This window comes from Amycolatopsis sp. cmx-11-12 (genome assembly GCF_046269425.1).
Lineage (GTDB): Bacteria > Actinomycetota > Actinomycetes > Mycobacteriales > Pseudonocardiaceae > Amycolatopsis.
In genome coordinates this window covers 43,465-60,642 of the sequence record NZ_JADNQM010000020.1, presented here as the reverse complement: position 1 = coordinate 60,642, position 17,178 = coordinate 43,465, and the positions used below count along the sequence as shown (strand labels likewise).

At 67.0% G+C, this 17,178-nt stretch carries 10 protein-coding genes and 2 pseudogenes; 9 read left to right on the top strand and 3 right to left on the bottom strand.

Annotation, left to right across the window (positions count from 1 at the left end):
- The first annotated feature begins 10 nt into the window (after positions 1 to 10).
- Positions 11 to 1,189, top strand: coding sequence for a helix-turn-helix domain-containing protein (locus tag ACLARN_RS25580; protein WP_409493993.1), 1,179 nt, complete (start codon positions 11 to 13; stop codon positions 1,187 to 1,189).
- Here ACLARN_RS25580 and ACLARN_RS25575 read toward each other — a convergent pair.
- Positions 1,175 to 4,087, bottom strand: a complete 2,913-nt coding sequence (locus tag ACLARN_RS25575) for a BTAD domain-containing putative transcriptional regulator (protein WP_409493992.1) — start codon at positions 4,085 to 4,087, stop codon at positions 1,175 to 1,177. The genes ACLARN_RS25580 and ACLARN_RS25575 overlap by 15 nt on opposite strands.
- A gap of 158 nt (positions 4,088 to 4,245) precedes the next feature.
- On the opposite strand from ACLARN_RS25575, the gene ACLARN_RS25570 reads away from it, so the two are divergent.
- Together ACLARN_RS25570 and ACLARN_RS25565 are read left to right on the top strand one after the other, a co-directional pair.
- Complete coding sequence (locus ACLARN_RS25570) at positions 4,246 to 4,890, top strand: vWA domain-containing protein (RefSeq protein WP_409493991.1); 645 nt, start codon at positions 4,246 to 4,248, stop codon at positions 4,888 to 4,890.
- Complete coding sequence (locus ACLARN_RS25565) at positions 4,887 to 5,771, top strand: hypothetical protein (RefSeq protein WP_409493990.1); 885 nt, start codon at positions 4,887 to 4,889, stop codon at positions 5,769 to 5,771. Before ACLARN_RS25570 ends, ACLARN_RS25565 begins: the two co-directional genes overlap by 4 nt.
- Here the strand turns inward: ACLARN_RS25565 and ACLARN_RS25560 are convergent.
- Both ACLARN_RS25560 and ACLARN_RS25555 read right to left on the bottom strand, forming a co-directional pair.
- A complete protein-coding gene (locus ACLARN_RS25560; RefSeq protein WP_409493989.1) occupies positions 5,768 to 6,349 on the bottom strand; it encodes an adenylate kinase in 582 nt (193 codons plus the stop codon). The two genes, ACLARN_RS25565 and ACLARN_RS25560, sit on opposite strands and share 4 nt — an antisense overlap.
- Positions 6,350 to 6,383: 34 nt before the next feature.
- A pseudogene (locus ACLARN_RS25555) lies at positions 6,384 to 7,036 on the bottom strand (SRPBCC family protein).
- A gap of 481 nt (positions 7,037 to 7,517) precedes the next feature.
- Here ACLARN_RS25555 and ACLARN_RS25550 point away from each other — a divergent pair.
- The 6 genes and pseudogenes from ACLARN_RS25550 to ACLARN_RS25525 all read left to right on the top strand — a co-directional run bounded on the left by ACLARN_RS25550 (position 7,518) and on the right by ACLARN_RS25525 (position 17,170).
- A complete protein-coding gene (locus tag ACLARN_RS25550) occupies positions 7,518 to 8,246 on the top strand; it encodes a hypothetical protein (protein ID WP_409493988.1) in 729 nt (242 codons plus the stop codon).
- A 133-nt stretch (positions 8,247 to 8,379) separates the two neighbouring features.
- A pseudogene (locus tag ACLARN_RS25545) lies at positions 8,380 to 8,598 on the top strand (helix-turn-helix domain-containing protein); the annotation flags it as partial.
- Positions 8,599 to 9,669, top strand: coding sequence for a hypothetical protein (locus ACLARN_RS25540; protein WP_409494087.1), 1,071 nt, complete (start codon positions 8,599 to 8,601; stop codon positions 9,667 to 9,669).
- 61 nt (positions 9,670 to 9,730) lie between these two features.
- Positions 9,731 to 10,975 (top strand): hypothetical protein, encoded by a 1,245-nt coding sequence (locus ACLARN_RS25535; RefSeq protein ID WP_409493987.1) that lies wholly within the window; start codon positions 9,731 to 9,733, stop codon positions 10,973 to 10,975.
- Positions 10,972 to 14,295: a hypothetical protein gene (locus tag ACLARN_RS25530; RefSeq protein WP_409493986.1), complete on the top strand. Its 3,324-nt coding sequence runs from the start codon at positions 10,972 to 10,974 to the stop codon at positions 14,293 to 14,295. The genes ACLARN_RS25535 and ACLARN_RS25530 overlap by 4 nt, the downstream gene beginning before the upstream one ends.
- Before the next feature lie 28 nt (positions 14,296 to 14,323).
- Positions 14,324 to 17,170, top strand: a complete 2,847-nt coding sequence (locus tag ACLARN_RS25525) for an RNaseH domain-containing protein (protein WP_409493985.1) — start codon at positions 14,324 to 14,326, stop codon at positions 17,168 to 17,170.
- The last annotated feature ends 8 nt before the right edge of the window (positions 17,171 to 17,178 follow it).

The following is a 17,178-nucleotide window of genomic DNA, read 5'->3' as shown; positions in this document are numbered from 1 at the left end:
GGAGGTCGGCGTGGCCGAAACATTCGGTGCCTTGTTGCGGGAACAACGGAATGCCGCCGGCATCTCGATGGGCCAGCTCGCGAAGCGGGTCAATTACAGCAAGAGCTACCTGAGCAAGATCGAAAACGATCTCAAGCCACCGAACGCGACGCTCGCTCGTATCTGCGACGGCGTCTTGGACGCCGGCGGCGCCCTGATCGAGGCGGCGCACTCCGCGCGGGCCGGTGCCCTCGGGCGCCGTCAGGTGCTGGCCGGTGCGGGAGCGGTACTCGGCGTCGTACTGGCGGGCGGGTCACGCCCGATCCTCGACGAGGGCGTGGTCAACGGCCTGCGGACGTCGTTCGAGCAGTTGCGCGGGCTCGGCATGCAGACCAGCCCGGCGGTGGTCCTCGAACCGCTCGTCACCCAGACGCATACGGTCCACACGCTCGCCATCGGGAACCCCGAGCCCGTCCGATGCCGGTTGCTGCTGCTCGCCGCCCGCATGGCGGAGTACGTCGGGTGGCTGAGCCAGGAAGCCGGGAACGAACCGGACGCGCTGTCGTGGACACGGCACGCCGCGGAGCTGGCCAGGGCAGGCGGTGACCGGGAGATCGCGAGTTACGCGTTCGTCCGTGAAGCAGGGCTGGCCCTGTACCGCCAAGACCCGGTCGGCACGATCGACCTCGCCCGGCAGGCCCAGCGGCTGGACCGGCCGGGAACGCGGACGTTCGGCCTCGCGGCCCGGCGGGAGGCACAGGGACACGCGCTGGCCGGTGACCGGGACGCGTTCGAGCGCGCGCTGGACCGCGCGGGTGAAACGTTGTTCGCGCACACCGCCGATTACCCCGTGCTCGGTTCGACCGTGTCGAATCCGCTGGCGCTCGCCCGCGGCTGGTCGCTGGCCGACCTCGGCCAGGTCGGTGCGGCGGCGGCCATCTTGGACGTCGAGGTGGCGAAGGTGCCGTTGTCCAACCGCCGGTCGCGGGCCCGGTTCGGGGCACGCCGGTCACTCGCCCACGCGCTGAACGGGGAAATCGACGAGAGCTGCCGGACGTTGCCGGAGACGCTCGACGACGCGGCGCGCGTCGACTCGGCGACGGTGCGGACCGACCTCCGGGAACTGTCCCGGTGCCTGAGCCGGTGGCGCGGCCACCACACGGTTCGGGAGGTCTACCCGGAGCTGAGCCGGGTGCTACATCAGCGCTGAGCAGGCGCACCCGAGCATCGCGCGGGCGTCCCGCGTTTCACCGGCCTCCGGCAGCCCGAGCGCGGCGAACTCGCTTTCCGCCGCGGCCCAATGGGAGAGGGCGCCCTCGTGGTCGCCCATCGCGTGCCGGGTCTTGGCGACCCCGTGGTGCGCCCGGGCCCGATAGGCTCGATTCCCGTTGCCGTCGGCCAAATCCAGCGCGGCTTCGCAGGCTGTCAGCGCCTCCTGCTGCGCACCGCGGGCGAGAGCGGTGGCGCCACGGTCGAGGTAGAGCTGGGTCAGCAGGTCCGCGTCCGGCACGTCCGCCGCCACCATCCGGGCCTTTTCGTGGTAGCGCACCGCTTCGGTGAGTCGGCCGCGCTGCCGGTGCACGTTGCCGATGTTGTTCAACGCGTAGGCCTCGACGCAGCGGTCGCCCACTTCGGCCGCGTGCCCGTGAGCGCCGGTGTAGCTGGCCAGCGCCTCGGAGTGCAGTCCGAGCTTCTCCTGCACGGATCCGAGGTTGTTCAGAACGTGCGCCATCCCTTGGACGTGACCGATCTCGGTCAGTATCCGGGCCGAGGACTCGTGCTGGCGCAGCGCGACGTCGAGGTCCCCGCGAGTTTCGTTGAGGTAGCCGAGCATGCTCAACGCGTGTGCTTCGCCGCGCGGGTCGTCGATCTGCTCGTACTTGCCCAGTGCGGCGGTGAGGTACGCCATGGCCTGGTCATGCCTGCCGAGCTCCATCATGGGGATGGCGAGGGCGCACAACGTCGCCGCTTCGCCGCCCACATCACCGAGACGGCGCCATTTCGGCAGCGCTTTCGAGGCCAGCTCCATCGCCTCCGCGTGCTGCCCGCGCCGGTCGCGCGCGGTGGCCAGCCGGAGCAGCACATGGGCTTGGCCGTAAGCGTTTCCCGGGTCCGCGGACACCGTCCGCCAGGCGAGTTCGAGCGTGTCGATCCAGTCCTCGAACTGGTTCGCCGTGTTGAAGTAGCGCCACAGCAGGACGGCAGGCCGCCAGGTGTGTTCGGGCAGGCCGTTCGTGGCCGCGTAACGGATCGCGGCGACGAGGTTGTCCCGTTCGACGGCGATCCACCGCAACCCGGCGTCCGCGTCGGCGAAGCCGGGTGTCGCCAGGCCGGTGTGGTCCACCGCGGGCAGCTGCGCGCGGTCGAACGGGTAGGCGGCGCCGACCGCGGCCTCCAGCGTGACCAGGTAGAAGTCGAGCAGCCGCACCAACGCGGTCGCGCGGCCTGGCTGCTGCTCGCCTGCCGCGAACTCCTTGAGCGGGTCCAACATCCGGTACCGCTCCAGCGCGGTTTCCTCCAGGAGACTCACTTCGTGCAGCTCATCGAGTAGCTGCCGTGCCTCACCGGCGTCGCATCCGGCGAGCGCCGCGCCACCGGCGACGCCGACGTCGGGGCCGGGCAGGTGGCCGAGTAGGCGTAACAGAGCGCGTTGCCGTTCGCCAAGCTGTCGATAGGACGCCCGGATCGCGGCCGTGCCGTCGGCCTCGCCCCACGGCCCGTTCTCTTCGAGCAGTTTCAGCAAGTGCTCCAGCGGCCACCGGTCGTGCCGCCGGAACATCGCGGCGGTCACGCGGATGGGCATCGGCAGGAAGCCGCATCGGGCGACCGCCGCGGCGACCCCGGCCGCGCGGCCACGCAGCCGTGCCGGGCCGACCAGCGCGTGGAACAGTTCGGCCGCTTCGTCCGGCGACAGCGGGGCGAGCCGGACGGGTTCGCCGGAGTCGGCGTCTCCCATCCGCCGGCTGGTGACGATGGCCAGGCAGCCGTCCGCCTCCGGCAACAGCGGCCGTACCTGCTCCGGCGTCGCCGCGTTGTCCAGCACCACCAGCGTGCGCGTGCCGTACAACATCGTCTGGTAGAGCGTGACCTTCCGGCCGACAGTGGCCGGAATCTGCTCGACGGGCACACCCAGTTCGGTCAGCAGCTCGGTCAGCGCCTCGGACACGCTCGCGGCGGGGAGGCCTGGCGTGAAGCCGTTCAGCCGGGCCATGAGCTGCCCGTCGGGGAACCGGGAACGCAGCCGGTGTGCCGCTTCGACGGCCAGACCGGTCTTGCCGGCGCCCGGCGCACCACTGACCCAGACCGCCCGGGTGCCGGACGCCGCGGCCTTCTCGATCGTCGCCAGTTCGGCGGCGCGGCCGGTGAACTCACCGGGCCGGGACGGCAGCGAGCTCGGCGGTTCACCCTGCTCCGCCCGCGCGGCGAGGTTCCGCAGCACAGTGCCCGGCTCGACGTCCTGCTCGGCGAGCGCGGCGCGGGCGGTACGGAAGACGCGTAGCGCCGCCATCCGGTCGCCCCCGGCGAGCAGCGCGCGCATGAGAAGCTCGGCGTGTTTCTGGTCTGCCGGATCGGAGTGGACCAGTGGCCGCAGCCGATCGCGGGCCGAGCGGTAGTCACCAGTGGTCAGTTCCAGCTCGGCAAGGTCGCCGACGGTGTCGGTGCGGCTTTCGCAGGGGAAGAGCACCTCCGTACCGCCCACCCGGTCGATGTCGATGTCCTCGAGGAATCGCCCGCGCCACAGTCGCACCGCCTCCCGCAGCAATTCGATGGCCCGGCGTGGATCGCTGGTCCGCACCTGTCCGGCTTCGGCGCGTAGCCGCTCGAACCGGACGGTGTCCAGCTGGTCTTCGCCGAGCCGCAAAAGGTAACCGGTGGCAGTCGTCTCGATGCTGACGTCGGAGTCCTGGAGCACGCCGCGCAACCGTTTTATGTAGGAGCGCACCAGGTTCGGCCGGGTTTCGCGGCCGGCCCAGACAATCTCGGCGAGCCGGGAAGGGGATACCGGCCGGTTGGCGTGAAGGAGAAGCACGACGAGGACGAATCGCTGCTGTTGGTCCCCCAATGAGACGGGTGCGCCGTCGTGCCATGCCTCCAGTGGACCGAGCATCCGGAACTCCATTTGGCCTCCCGGATGCACCTTGGTGGGTGCAATCGTCCTCGCGCAATCGCCCTTCCGGGTTCGGTCGATGCGCTTTTCTTCCACGTTCGATGCACACCTGTCGGACAGACTCCGCCGACCGACTCGGGGTGTGAAGGAGTGACTGGGTGGAGTCCGACGTATTGCCGTGTTATGTGGTCTGTGATGTCTCGCTTTCGATGACCGACCATTTCGGTGCGCTGAACGCCGGATTGCGTGAATTCCGCGGGGGGATCCACGCCGATCCGTCGGTCGCCGAGCGGGTGCTCTGCTGCGTGGTGGGCTTCGCGGAGACGGCGTACGAGGTGCAACCGCTCTATCTGATGGACGACCTTGCCCCTCTGCCGGAACGGGGTGAGTCCGCCGGGACCGGTTTTGGGCCGGCGTTCGTCTTTCTGCGGAAGGCCATCGCCGGTGACGTGCGCGCCCTCGAGGCCCACCGGCTGAGGGTGCACCGTCCGCTGATGTTCTTCCTGTCCGACGGTTGCGCGACCGATCCGATGACCTGGCCCGCCGCGTTCGCCGCGTTGACGGACCCGGCCTGGGCGAGCCGGCCTCGGGTAGTGGCTTTCGGAGTGGGCGACGCCGACGAGGAAACACTCGGCCGGATCGGTACGTTCCGCACGTTCCTGGCCCGTGATGGCGTACGGCTGGGGCCCGCGTTGATCGCGTCGGTGATGCGGGCGCTGCCCCGGAGCGTGCACGATCTGTCCACTTCCCGTCCACACGGCGCTCGCACCATGTCCCGAAACGAGAAGGGGGCAGGACTATGAGCGGGCGTGTGCAGCTGATCCAGGAATTGAAGTCGCTCCGCAAGGGGCGGGGTCTGCTGGCGGGCAGGATCGAGGAGCGGGTCGGCCCGACCTTGCGATCCGCGTGCGCGGTAGCGGATGGTGACGGGCTCACGGTCATCCGGCACAAGGTCACGGCCCGGCTGGTCGAGCTGGCGGAGCAACTGCCGGACGATCTGCGCCTGGCCGCGCTGGCGGCGTTCGCGATCTGCGCGGACGCGGACCAGCCGCTCTACAAGGATCGCCTCCGGTGGACGGCGACGCGGGTGGACCGCGAACCGCGCACGGTGCGCCGCCGGGTGGACGAGGCGATCACGATGCTCGCCGACCTGGCCGCGGCAAGCGAAAAACGCGCCGAGCGAACGGCCCGCTGGCATACGACGGAGCTGAACGTGGCGCTGGTACTGAGCGGCCCGCGCCCGGAGGTGTTCGAGCACCACCGCGTCACCGCCGGCCAGGACGACCTGTGTGAGCTGGACCTGTCGATCTCGGTCCCACCCGACGAAGCAACGCTCTTCCACGGCGGCACACTGACCACCACCCACCACGGCGGCGTCCGGCTGGCGCTGCCGAAACCGTTGTCCCACGGCGAATCCCACGAGTTCGCCATGCTGTTCCACCCGCGACGGCTGAGCGGGCGACTGGCGTACGTCCCGAGCAGGATGTGCGAGCGATTCGACCTCAGAATCCGCTTCGGCGAAGCACCCGAGGAGATTTCCAAACTCGACGGAGTGTTCCAGGAGGACCTCGCCGGTCGTCGCCACCGTGGTGAACTCTGCCGGCTGAACCCGGCGGACGAGGTACACCTCCGCTTCGGCACCCTCACTCCGGGCCTGGCCTACGGAGCCCGCTGGGACCGCTAGCGAAGATTCCGGGCGAAGGCGCCGTCGAGCCAGCGGTCGACCTGACGCTGCCCGCGCAGGCGGACGATGACGAGGTCCGGATACCGGTTCTCCTCGATGACCTTGTGCACGCGAGCCCGGATCAGCGGGTGGTAGCGCCAGGCGAGCTTGACGATGTGGTCGCGATCGGTGAAGAAGGTGCGCAACGGACCCTCGACGTTGCCACCGGCGATCTTCGAACCGCGCCCGACACGGCGTTTCAGCGTCCGGACGACCGTGCGGGTCACGGTCATGGCGCGCGGATGATCGAGCCAGACCAGCGCGTCCAGCCGTTCGGTCATCCGCTCTCGGACTTCTTCGCCCTGCCATTCGATGGCCCACTCGTCGCCGTCGAGGAATTTCAGGACGTCAGCCTGCCAGTCCTCCCGCACCGTCCAATTCGGTCCGTGGAAAAAGGACTCGAACTCGACGAACGGCAATTCCAGGCGCTCGCACAGGGTTCGCGCCAGTGTCGACTTGCCCGATCCGGCCGGGCCCGCCACCGCGATCCGCCGGATCCGTCGTCCGGGAAGGGCATCGTCCGGCCCGATGATCTCCATGGCGGGGAGCATAAGGAGTGGCCGGGGCGGGCTCCTACCGGTTTTCGGCGGCTGTCTTCAGGTCCTTCAACCAGATTTCGAGGCCCTGGCCGAGCATCTCGGTGGAGTTGGGCACATCCTTGTCGACCTGCGGGCCGGTGCGGCTCTCCTCGGTGCGGACGATGACGCCACCGAGGACCTTGACGAAGTTCCAGACGTGGACGCCGTCGATGTGCATGCCGCCGGGGCCGTCGAGGGGCCCGGTCCAGCGGAGGCGTTTGCCGGACTGGAGTTGCCGGACGGTGGAGGTGATGATCACGTCACCGGGCGGGTAAGGCATGCCGGGCGGTACCGGAATGGTCCACCGGAACTGGGAATGCTTGCGCAGCGGGCCCGGATCCAGCCGCTTCATCTCGATGGGGATGGCGGGGTTCTGCCAGGACGGCCAGGCTTCCACGTCGGTTGCAGATTCCAGATGGTGCGCAGTGGGGCCTTGATGAAGGTTTCGGTGCGGTAACGCACCTTGGCCGATCGGTCGATGCCTTTTCCTTGGCAGGTAAGCGAAGTCGACCTGGTGTGGTGATCGGGCGTGGTGGCCTGGGCGGGCGTCGTGACGCCGAGGACGCCGGCGAGCGCCAGCGGAACCGCGAGCAGGGCGGCACGTGCGCCGGTTCGGCGACGTGAGGTTGTTGAGCGAGCACGGAACATGATCTTCGCCTGTTAGGCGAGTACCTATAGAAATTGTTAGAGCCTATAGTGATCGCTAGGTGGGCGTCAACAGGACGGTCTTGGTCGATCCGTGGTCGCTACCCGCTGAACCGACGTGGTCTCGACCGACATGATCAAGGTCTGAGCCCGTCGCGACTCAGTGACGAATCATCACCCCGGGCCGGGTCTCGACAGCGAACCGTGGCGCAGGATAATTACGCGCGGCCGGATCGAACATGTCGAACCAAGGAAACGTTTTCTATTCGTCGTGGTCCGAAGTATTTGCCGGATGTCCGGTTCGGGCGCCGCGAAGGTGATGGATACCAAAAACCGCGCTAAATGTGCTTTAGCGCGGTTCGTTGTGCTGCGTGCCCTCGGCAGGGCTACCAAAGGATGGGAACGGGTCTGACCTGGGGCTTTACGTTGGCACGTTGGTGGTCGAGGCGAGCTTCGAGCTTCCGGGCTCGGGTGGGAGCCCGTTATGAGCGCCAACTCACAGGCTGTAGCTCGGTTCGTCACGGTCATGATGGGGCTGGTCATTGGTCTCACGTTCCTGTTTGGGTTCGGGAACGTGTTGAACCTGGCGTTGAAGCTGCAGGTGCCGGTGTTCGTGGCGCCGCTGGTGGCGCCGGCTGTTGACTTGACGGTGCTGGGGTTGCTCGTCGGTACGCGGCACCTTGCCCTGTCCGGGGCCAGTGAGGACGTGTTGCGGCCAGCACGACGCCTGCTGCTGGCGGCGAGCGTGGTGACTCTGCTGCTGAACATCGCTGACCCGGTATGTGCTAGTCAATGGGGTAAGGCGGCGTTCGACGCGGTCGGCCCGTTGCTTCTGATCGGATGGGCAGAGGTGGGCCCTGGCCTGCTCCGCGCGCTGAGCGCGGCAAGTGATCCTGGAACAGGGCAACAATCCAACAGCTCAGAGCCGAAGGACGACAGCGTCGAGCAGGGGGAGCGCGGGCCCAGACCACTGCGTCGTGACCAGCAGGTGGGCGCGGCGCACGGCCGGGCCAGTGATCTCGACGAGGAACTCGTCGAGCGGGCTCGTCTTGCCGACGCCGACCATTGGCGACGTTACCAGCGCCCGATATCCGCGGAGACTCTTCGCAAGCAGTTCAGGGTTGGCGCGACGACATCGCGGGCTTTGGTGGCGAAAGTGCGGCCGGAGAGTGGCCCGCAGGGCGCGACGAGCACGGAGCTAGAGGTCGCCTAGCTGTGGTGGTCTGTCCTGTGTTCCCTATCTGGGCTGATTCAGTCCAACAGACCGCGGCTGAAGGCGTTGACAGTAGAAGGCCGGTTGCCGTTCGTGTTCGAGTCCAGCGGCTCGGAGATCCACTTCAGTTGCGATGAAGTCTTCATTCACCTTGTATGTGGGTATGCCTCTTCCCTTGCGTGGGATCGACCCGTCGCGGCTTGTAGCGCGGCGTGTGGAGTTGAGTCTCACGCGTGAGGCGTTGGCTGCCCGAGTTGGTGTTTCGGCCAGGATGATCTTCTTTTACGAGGAGGGTAGGCATACACCCACGCCAGCGCGTCTTGAGCGCTTGGCTGCGGCGCTGGACTGTGGAGTGGATGTGCTCACGGGCACTGCACGAGGGCAGGAGACGCTCATCGATTTGAGGTATGCGGCAGGACTGACCCTGGAGCGGGTTGCGGCGTTGCTGCGTGCGTCGCCGGCGGGACGCGAGCTGCGCGTGTCCGCGTCCAAGATCTCTTCGTTGGAAAACGGTCGGTCGGTCCGCGGACGGCGCTGGCAGGACCCGGACGTGACGGGGCAGCTTGTTGCTCCGCTGGCCAAGGCCTATGGGGTTCCGGTGCGGATGATCGTGGACGCCTGGATGCGGACCCGCCATGGCGAACAGTCACCGACTCTGGCGCCACGGAAGATGCCCGAGGCTTCCGCGAAGGCGTTGGCAACCTGGGAGGCGTTGAATGAACGTCAACAGACCTATCTCGGGGAGATCATGCGGGAGGATCGCATGACGGCGACCGAGATGTGGATGCGTCGGGTTCAGAGACTACCCGCGCCGAAGGCTCAGCAGTGGCGGAGCTTGCCGTTGGCTGTGCAAGCCCCATCGTCGGTGGTCGGGCACACGCGGTTGCAGGAGCGGTTGCGTCGGCGCGGCGTACACGACCCTGGCGTCGGGTCGACGGTGCACGCATTGGAGCGGCGTGGTCTGGTGGTAGTTACCGAGGATTCGGTCGAACACCCGGCTGGTGGCACGGTCGTACGGGTGCTGGTCGAGATCACGCGCCGTGGGCGGGCAGCAGCCAGGGCGGGGCTGGGTGAACCACGCGATCCAGGGCCGGCAGCACACCTGCTCTCTGAGTGGCTTTGGGGGGTCGTGGCGCGCGTTGCCGCTGCTGAGCCTGACGGGCTGGAAGACGACCTGCTGGCTGGCCGCTCACTGTTCTTCATCGGTGTGGGCTACCGCGGCAAGAGCGGAGGACGAGCGAGTCGCGGCCTGGTGGACTCGGTGCCCGTCATGGCACCCGGTGGGACGCACGTCGCCGAGTACCGGTGGCGCCTGACCCGGCTGGGCCGACGACACGTCGCCGAGTATCTCGATATCTATCGCGAACTCTATTCACATATCGATACCACTGGACTGGATGGGATCGCGGACGAACAGCCGTAGCGCGGAGGCCTAATTCTCGCGGTCGCTTTTTTGTCGGTGGTGCCCTCTATGCTCTCGGCCCGTGACGAGTTCCACGGACGACGGCGCGCAGACCCTCGATGATGTCCGGGTCCGGTATCTGGTAACCAGGGCCGCTCTGCGTGCGGCGAAGACGATGACTGCGCCAGAGGCGAAGCCCGAGAAGCGCCTGGAAATCCTGATGGAATGCCACGGAATGATGCAGGCGGCGCGTGGGCCGGGCAGCCCGCTGTCGTTCGGGGAGTTCCGACGTGCACTCGGGGGTGACCTGGCCGTCTTGTTGCCCGATGGTGTGACGCCGTTGGACTTGCAAGGCACGCGTGTGGTCGACCAGGACGGGCAGGTGACCGAGGACGCGCTCGATCTCGATCTCGAGCAGGAGATGCTGCTGCGGTTGCTGCACAAGTTCGGAAAAGCCGCGGCTGTGGTCAGCGATCGGGAATTCCAGTCGGAACTCGACCAGGAAACGGTTTTCACGCTATTGCGCAAACATGGCGACCAGGCCATGTATGAGGCCGGCCGCAGAGATCTCATCCGCTGTCCCGCAGGCTCTGTGAATGAGTTGGCCGACCTGCGATTGCCGCCGCTGGTCGCGGACTTCTACCGAGAAATTCCCTACGACTCGGCCTATCGGGGCTGGTGGTTTGCCTGCCCGATCTGCCGGTGGCCTATGCGGATCACCATCCGGAAAAACGCGGGAACCCCTGTGGGCGTGGCGCACTGTTGGCACACACCCCACGCCGAGATGGGCGCCTCCTACCTGTTCAGTCTGCCGACGGACACCAGCGCGCCGCGGCTGCTGCCCGAGCCCGCACCGCCGCGCCCCGGGGGACGCGAAGCGGTGCTGTATCCGGATCTCGGCGACGTCCCGACGGCACTGGCCGCCGAAGGCCACAAGGCGCTCACTCGGGGGATCTGGCGCTACACCACCATTCCCGGCCTGCCAGAGCTGGCGCTGCATGACCAGTTGGCCGCACGAGGGCTGAAGGTCAGCTTGTGGCCGGGACTGGATGCCTTCGACCTGCTGGTCGAGGTGGGCCCGAAACGAGGCAAAAAGATCCCGTTCAAGGTCGACATCAAGGACTACACCTCGGCGATGACGTTGGCCGCCCTCATCCACGCCCAGGAAGGCGATCGGGGCGGAGCCGACTGGCTCGTGCTGCCCGACTACCACGGCGGTCACGTGCCACTGCTGTCGGGAGTATGCGCGAAGTACGACATGCAGGTGACCACCGCCTCGGAGTTCGGCGAGATGGTCTGCGAGAAGGCTGGGGTGAGCTGGGCATGAGTGACCTGCCGATCGAACAGACCGCGGTCTACGCCGCGTTGGCCCTCGCGACCCACTACTTCCCCCAGGCCGTCGATGGGGATCCCCGCGGCGCCGCGCCGTTCGCTGAAGCCGCTTTCCTACTGTCCGGGAAGTACCGGGCATGGGACCGCTGGAGCGGACTGCCCCACGATGAGAAGCAGCGGATTGCCCAGGTCTGCTCCATCGCTCCCAGCGAACTCGCCGACATCCCGAAATTCTCGGTCGTGGCACGGTCGCTGCTGGCACAGCTGAACTCCGACGAACCGGGCGACTCGTCGGTTATGGCGCCCTTCGAACTGCCGGGCGGCAACCCGTTCACCGCCACCGCCGCGCTACCCAGGCTCGGAGGCGACCCGCTCGGCTACGTCGACCGTCTGACCGCGCGGTTCCGGCGTCCGAGCGCTCGCCCCAAGCCCGCGGAGTTCGCCGGACCTGGCACGTGGAAAACCGGGGAGATCTTCGTCAAGGACGTTGGGCAGATTCATGGACAGTTGACGATCCCCGCCTATCCCCAGTTCACCGAAGCGTTCGGTCACGACAGTCTGCCCTCCGTCGCGACCGTGCCGCATCTGGCGGACCTGCGCATCCCTACGCCCGAGCTGCTGGATCTCGCGAAGAAGATCGACTCGCGATACCCGGAGGACAAGCGCTACCTGCACCGCGTCCTCGCGCAGCTATTCGCCGTGCTCAACACCACCGACACTGTGTCGCCCGCGGAGGCGTTGACGCTGACCGCCGGCGGCATGGAGATCTTCAACGCGCCGACCGGCACCGGCAAGAGCGTGCTGGTCCGTGTCATGGCCGCATGGTTCGCTGCGCGCGACCTGCGCGTGGCGATCGTCCTGCCGGACATCAAGGCGTGCCTGGCCCTAACCCGGAACGTTCGCGAGGACCTGGACCACCTGCACCGTAGCGAGGTCATCGATCACAAAGCCACCTGTGCGCATCTGATGTCGTCCTCGGGGATGCACGACCGAGCGATCAAGCTCGCCTCCTTGATTAAGGAGGATCCGGACGCGCCGGGCGAGTGGGGCGAGCGAGCCGAACGCGATGTAGACCCCCTTGCGTACGGATGCGCCCTCAAGACATTCCTCGACGCCACCGGCGACTATCCACCAGGCCGCGAACCCTGCCTGTCGCTGCACCGCCAAGGAGTAGGGGCGGCAGCCTGCCCCTGGATCCCCACCTGCGGGAAGTACACCCCCGTGTACGAGTCCGCTAAGGCCAACGTCGTCATCATGAACCACTTTGTGTTCATGCAGGGCAACCTGCGCATCGGCGTCAACCTCGACGGCCGTGCCGTGCGCGGTATGACTGCCGCCGAGTTCGCGCTGCGGAGCTGCCACGCGGTTCTGGTCGACGAGGTCGACCAATTCCAGTCCCGGGCAGTGGACAAGTGCGCCAGCGAGATCATCCTGCACTCCCGCCGGCACTGGTCGGCCGCGCCCCAGGAGATCGACACCGACGCCAAGCGGCTGCCCCTCGACGACGAGCACAACCTCCTGCCCGCGGTCAGCCACGTTCGGCTCATGGCCGAGTTCCTGCTGCTGAGCATCTGCAAGAGCGCCCTGAGCCTGCACCTCACGGAGGATGACCGGGCGCAGGCACGTATCCCGGACCAAACCAGCACTCGCTGGCACCTGGCCCGTGGACGTGACCGCGTCCTGCTGCGGCTGCTGTGGCCGGACGAGGCCGCAGAAGACGAGACGTCCATTCCGGTCGAGCTGTTCCAGAAGCTCAACGCCCTCATGCCCGCCAGGTACCAGCGCCTGGATCCGCTCGGTGGGCAGACCAGCATGCTTGAGCCCGACTTGCCCGAGGTGCGGGAAGCGCTCACTGCGCTGGTCGCACCCCGGGGCGAGCACCTGCTCGACCAGGTCAAGATCGAACTGCATCGTCTCCTCGAGGACAGCGTCAAAGACCCGCACCGACGCGCCCAGGCCATCAACCTGCTGGTCACCAGAACCGCCATGATCGAACTGGACGAGGCACTGGCGGTACTGCAGGGCAAGGCCCACGACTACCGATCCTCGGGCCTGCGATCGGCCCACAGGATCGTGGAAGGATTGCAGCCCAGCGCCGTCTCCGCGGTTTTGCCGCTGGGCATGCTGGGGCGCTCCATCACCGGCTACCGCGTCACCGGACTCGACGACAAGGAGAAGAACGCCGCCTTGGTCGCCCAGACCATCGCCGGCGACCCACACACCTTCACCGCCGAACTGGGCGGGATCGTCTCGCTGGTCCTGGCCGGTGTCGAGCGGCCGGTGATGGGGCTGTCGGCCACCGCCTACTTCCCGGAGGCGGTTCGCGAGCATCTGCACGCCCCGGTGCGCTGGTGGATGACCGATGCCCAGGCCAACTCCATCCGGGCCAGGAAGCACCGCATCGACTACGGCGAGGGTCATCCCCTGTTCGGCGAGCCCATCAAAGTGTCCGGAACCCATCCCAGCCGTAAGAAGGACGCACTCGTCGAACTCGGCAGCAACCTGTACGACCAGCACATCCATCGCGAGCTCAACCGCGCCAGCAAAGACGACCGGGGCCGCGTCCTGGTCGTGGCCAACTCCTATCAACAGTGCGCGTGGCTGGCCCGCGGTATCGCTCAGGCCGGACGATACGACGGCGGACTCTGCCTGGCCGTGCGTGCCGAGGATCTGCACAGCGCCGACCCCGACCTGCCCAGGCAGAACGTCGCTGTGCGTCTGACGGCCGAGGAGTTCGAAGACTTCCCACGCCACGGGAAGATCCTTGTCGTCCCTTTGTCGTTGATCGCCCGCGGGCTCAACATCGTCATCGGCACCCGTTCGGCGGTCCGGTCCGTGTACCTGTGCGTACGTCCCCTCGCGCTGCTCAACGAGCCTGCCGAGATGTACGGCAGCATCAACGCGGCCGGACTGCGCGCCTTGCCGGAAGGAGGGTCTTCGGTCCCGTCACAGGCTTTGGCCGAGGCAAGTGATGCGGCATGGGAACGGCTGGCGCTCCTGTTGCGCACGGCTCCCCAGTTCACGGCGATGCACAAGTCACTGCAGGACGAGGTCGTCGCGGGCATGATCGTCGACTTGATCCAGCTCGCAGGACGTGCCCGCCGCGGCGGGACAGATGCCGTGCTGCACATGGTCGACTACGCCTTCCACGAAGACACCTGGAGCGCCGACCTAGAGACCGTCCTGTGGCGCATCCACTCCCTGTGGCCTCCCGAAGTACGGCAAAAAATGAACGACCTGTACGGGGAGGCACTCAATGCCTTCCTCTCCTACGCCGGCATCGAAGCCCCCGCACCCGGCCACCAGAGCAACTGACCGAAAGCACGAGAGAGAAACAAAACACGTGATCGAAGACGCCCCCGCCCCTGGCAAGTACCTCAACGCCCTCGCCGTCCGTTGCACCCCCGAGCTGGTCGGCAACGCCGTGGTCCACGTGCGGCACCTCGACGAAGTGACCTGGAAACTGTGGGACGATTTTGACCGGCACTGCAAAAAGAGGTTCAACAACAGCGACGCCCAAGCGCCCTACTCCATCGCCACAACGGTCTTGAGCGTGATCAGCGGCGGCTACGTCCACTTCGACCCGGGCCGCCGCGCCCCGTTCCTCGCTTCACTCAATCCGATCGACGACGCGCTGCTGCGCCGCGTCATCACCCTCACCTACCACCTTGCCCTCGGGCAGGACGTTGGCACGATCGATCTCACCGCACCGCCAGAGCTGGCCAAGCGGATCGCTGACACAACCGAGCACAAGTACCTTCTGTCGGACCACCTCCAGCCCGCCCGCAATAGCCAGCCCACAGCTCCCGGCTGGCTATTCCGCACGGTCGCTTGGGAACTCGCCGAGCGCATCTCTTCTCAGCCCTGGTCGATCTCCGAGCACAGGGCCATCACGCTTCGGCCAGACTCCACGGGTGGACTCGTCGCGTTCGACGATCCCTGGCAGAACGAGCAAGGTGGCCGCTACGCGCTGTCCCGGACCGCGCTGAAACTGAAGACCGTTCCCAACATCCACGATCCCGTGCTGATGCTGAGTTCGCGAGTGACCCGCATCTCCTCCTCTCTCGTCTTCTCGAAAACCGCGCTCGCCGAGCAGCCTGGTCGGGGGCGTCCCCTGCTGGAGGTCAGCCTCACCGGCCGAGGCGGTGCCCGAACCATCAACCGCCTGGCCCTGCAGGCCCTCGGCCGGCTGGAGATGGACTACTCCATCCTGCGCACCATCGACGAGCGGTCGAGGAGGGAGCAGAAACTGCTTGCCGACGCGAAGGAGAAGAAGGAATCGGTCCGCTTCCCCCGCGGACATCCCGGGCAGGTCTGGCCGATCCTGCCCAAGAGCTACTCGTTTCCCATCGGCACCGGCACCGGCATGCACCACCTCAGGCTCCTGCATCGCCACTTCACCAACGTCTTCGCCGACACGGCAGCGCCGCTGGAGATCCGCGAGGTGCGCATGAGCATGCCGCACCGCCCCACCGACGCGGAGAACATCTCCAAGCAGGAGTACTTGCGCCGTAAACAGGAACGGGCCGACCATCCGGAGCCGAAGACGCTAGGTCCGATCCGTGCACGCGGCAGTCTCTTCCCGACACCGGAGTCCATCACCGCTTCTATCGAGACCGCTGGCTTCGCGAAGCTGCGCGTCGTCTGCCTGTGGTACCGCGACGACACCCGCTTACGGATGCTCGACACTTTTTGCAAGAACTTTGACCTCGATCCCAAAGGCCTGGACCCACACGACGGCAAGGAGTTCGCCCTCTACGGCGACCACATCACCGCGGTGTTCCACCACGCCGAAGACTTCCTCAAGCCCGGACCCGCCGGCAACCGCACCGCGGCGCTGGCCGCTACCGGGGCTTCGCTGCTCTCCCAGGACGGGGTGCTCGTCGGTGCCTGGTGCGAGACCGAGATCCCCGCTGCCGCCGACATTGCCGACGGCAGCGAGGCAAGCATTGACGACGTCGACGCTAAGCCACAGACCAAAAAGATCCTCGCGGAACGCGGCGTGCCCAGCCAGTATCTGCGTGGCAATGACGACAAGGGCGTCATCAAGCCCAAAGCCAAGGACCATCCCGCCGAGATGGCCCTTCTCGACCTCTACCGCTCGTTGGGCATCATCGATGACCGGATCGCTAACGCTCTCCGGCCCGAGAAGGCGGGCTACCCGGTCGATCGCATTGCCCACGTCGGTATCTACGTGCGGCAGCAGAACAGGCGCAAGGGAGAGTTCGGCCAACCCAAAGTGATCATCACCGCATCCGCTCTCGTCCCCCCGCAGGATGACGGCGAGGCCTGGACCATGCTCGGCTGGAGCTCCATTCGACCGGATTGGCAGCCCTACCGCACCGCTCAGCCCGCGTTCCACGCCAGTGCATACCCCGAGGGCACAGGCGACAAGAAGAACTACCGGCAACGCTGGGACGACGCGGCCGAGACTGTCGAACGCGCCCTCGCCGACCTAGCCGACGAGTTGGACGGCACCCCGTACGTCGTCACAGTGGACTCCCTCGCTTCCCGACGAATGTGGGACGGCCTGCAGAACATGCACCTGGGCGGCTCGCCTGAGAAAGCGAACAGCCGCTACTGGCTCCCCGGCAGCACCCTGGCCCGGGACGAGCGACCGCACGGCATCATCCGCATCAACATCGACGACGAAGAAGTCCTCCAACCGGTCGGCACCACCTACATCGCCAAGGGCAAGGACAGCGAGCCCGTGGAAAAGGAGACCGCGAGAACCCTCTACAAAGTCACCACAGACTTCAGCACCCCGGTCTGGATCCTATGCAACGTGCCCCGCGCCTTCGACGGCGACGGCGCGGGCCGACTGGGATCGAAGTACACCCGATGGGACGCGAAGCCCTCCGTCTCCTCCGAGAAGAAAGAGGAACGACGCAAGGGCGAGATGCCCCAGAACTGGTACTCCATGACAGCCAGCGAAATCTACCCCCTCGCATGCGCCGACGGCGTGTCGCTGGAAGCTCTTGCCATCACCACGGCGAAGCTCTGCCACCAAGCCCAGTTCTGGGACGGCCGCTCCCGTTTCCCCGTCCCTCTTCACGCCGCGAAGCAGATGGACCTCGACCACCCCCAGTACCGGCGTACTACCGCCCCGGACGAGAAGGTGAGCACCGAGCCGGGCGCCGAGGACCTGCTCGTTGAAGGCGGAAAGGGCCAGGACGAGCAGCTGGCGTAGAAACTCTG

Excerpts from the sequence above, each read along its gene's own strand:
- ACLARN_RS25575 (WP_409493992.1), bottom strand. The coding sequence starts at position 4,087 with ATGCTCGGTCCACTGGAGGCATGGCACGACGGCGCACCCGTCTCATTG.
- ACLARN_RS25565 (WP_409493990.1), top strand. The coding sequence starts at position 4,887 with ATGAGCGGGCGTGTGCAGCTGATCCAGGAATTGAAGTCGCTCCGCAAG.
- ACLARN_RS25560 (WP_409493989.1), bottom strand. The coding sequence starts at position 6,349 with ATGGAGATCATCGGGCCGGACGATGCCCTTCCCGGACGACGGATCCGG.
- ACLARN_RS25550 (WP_409493988.1), top strand. The coding sequence starts at position 7,518 with ATGAGCGCCAACTCACAGGCTGTAGCTCGGTTCGTCACGGTCATGATG.
- ACLARN_RS25530 (WP_409493986.1), top strand. The coding sequence starts at position 10,972 with ATGAGTGACCTGCCGATCGAACAGACCGCGGTCTACGCCGCGTTGGCC.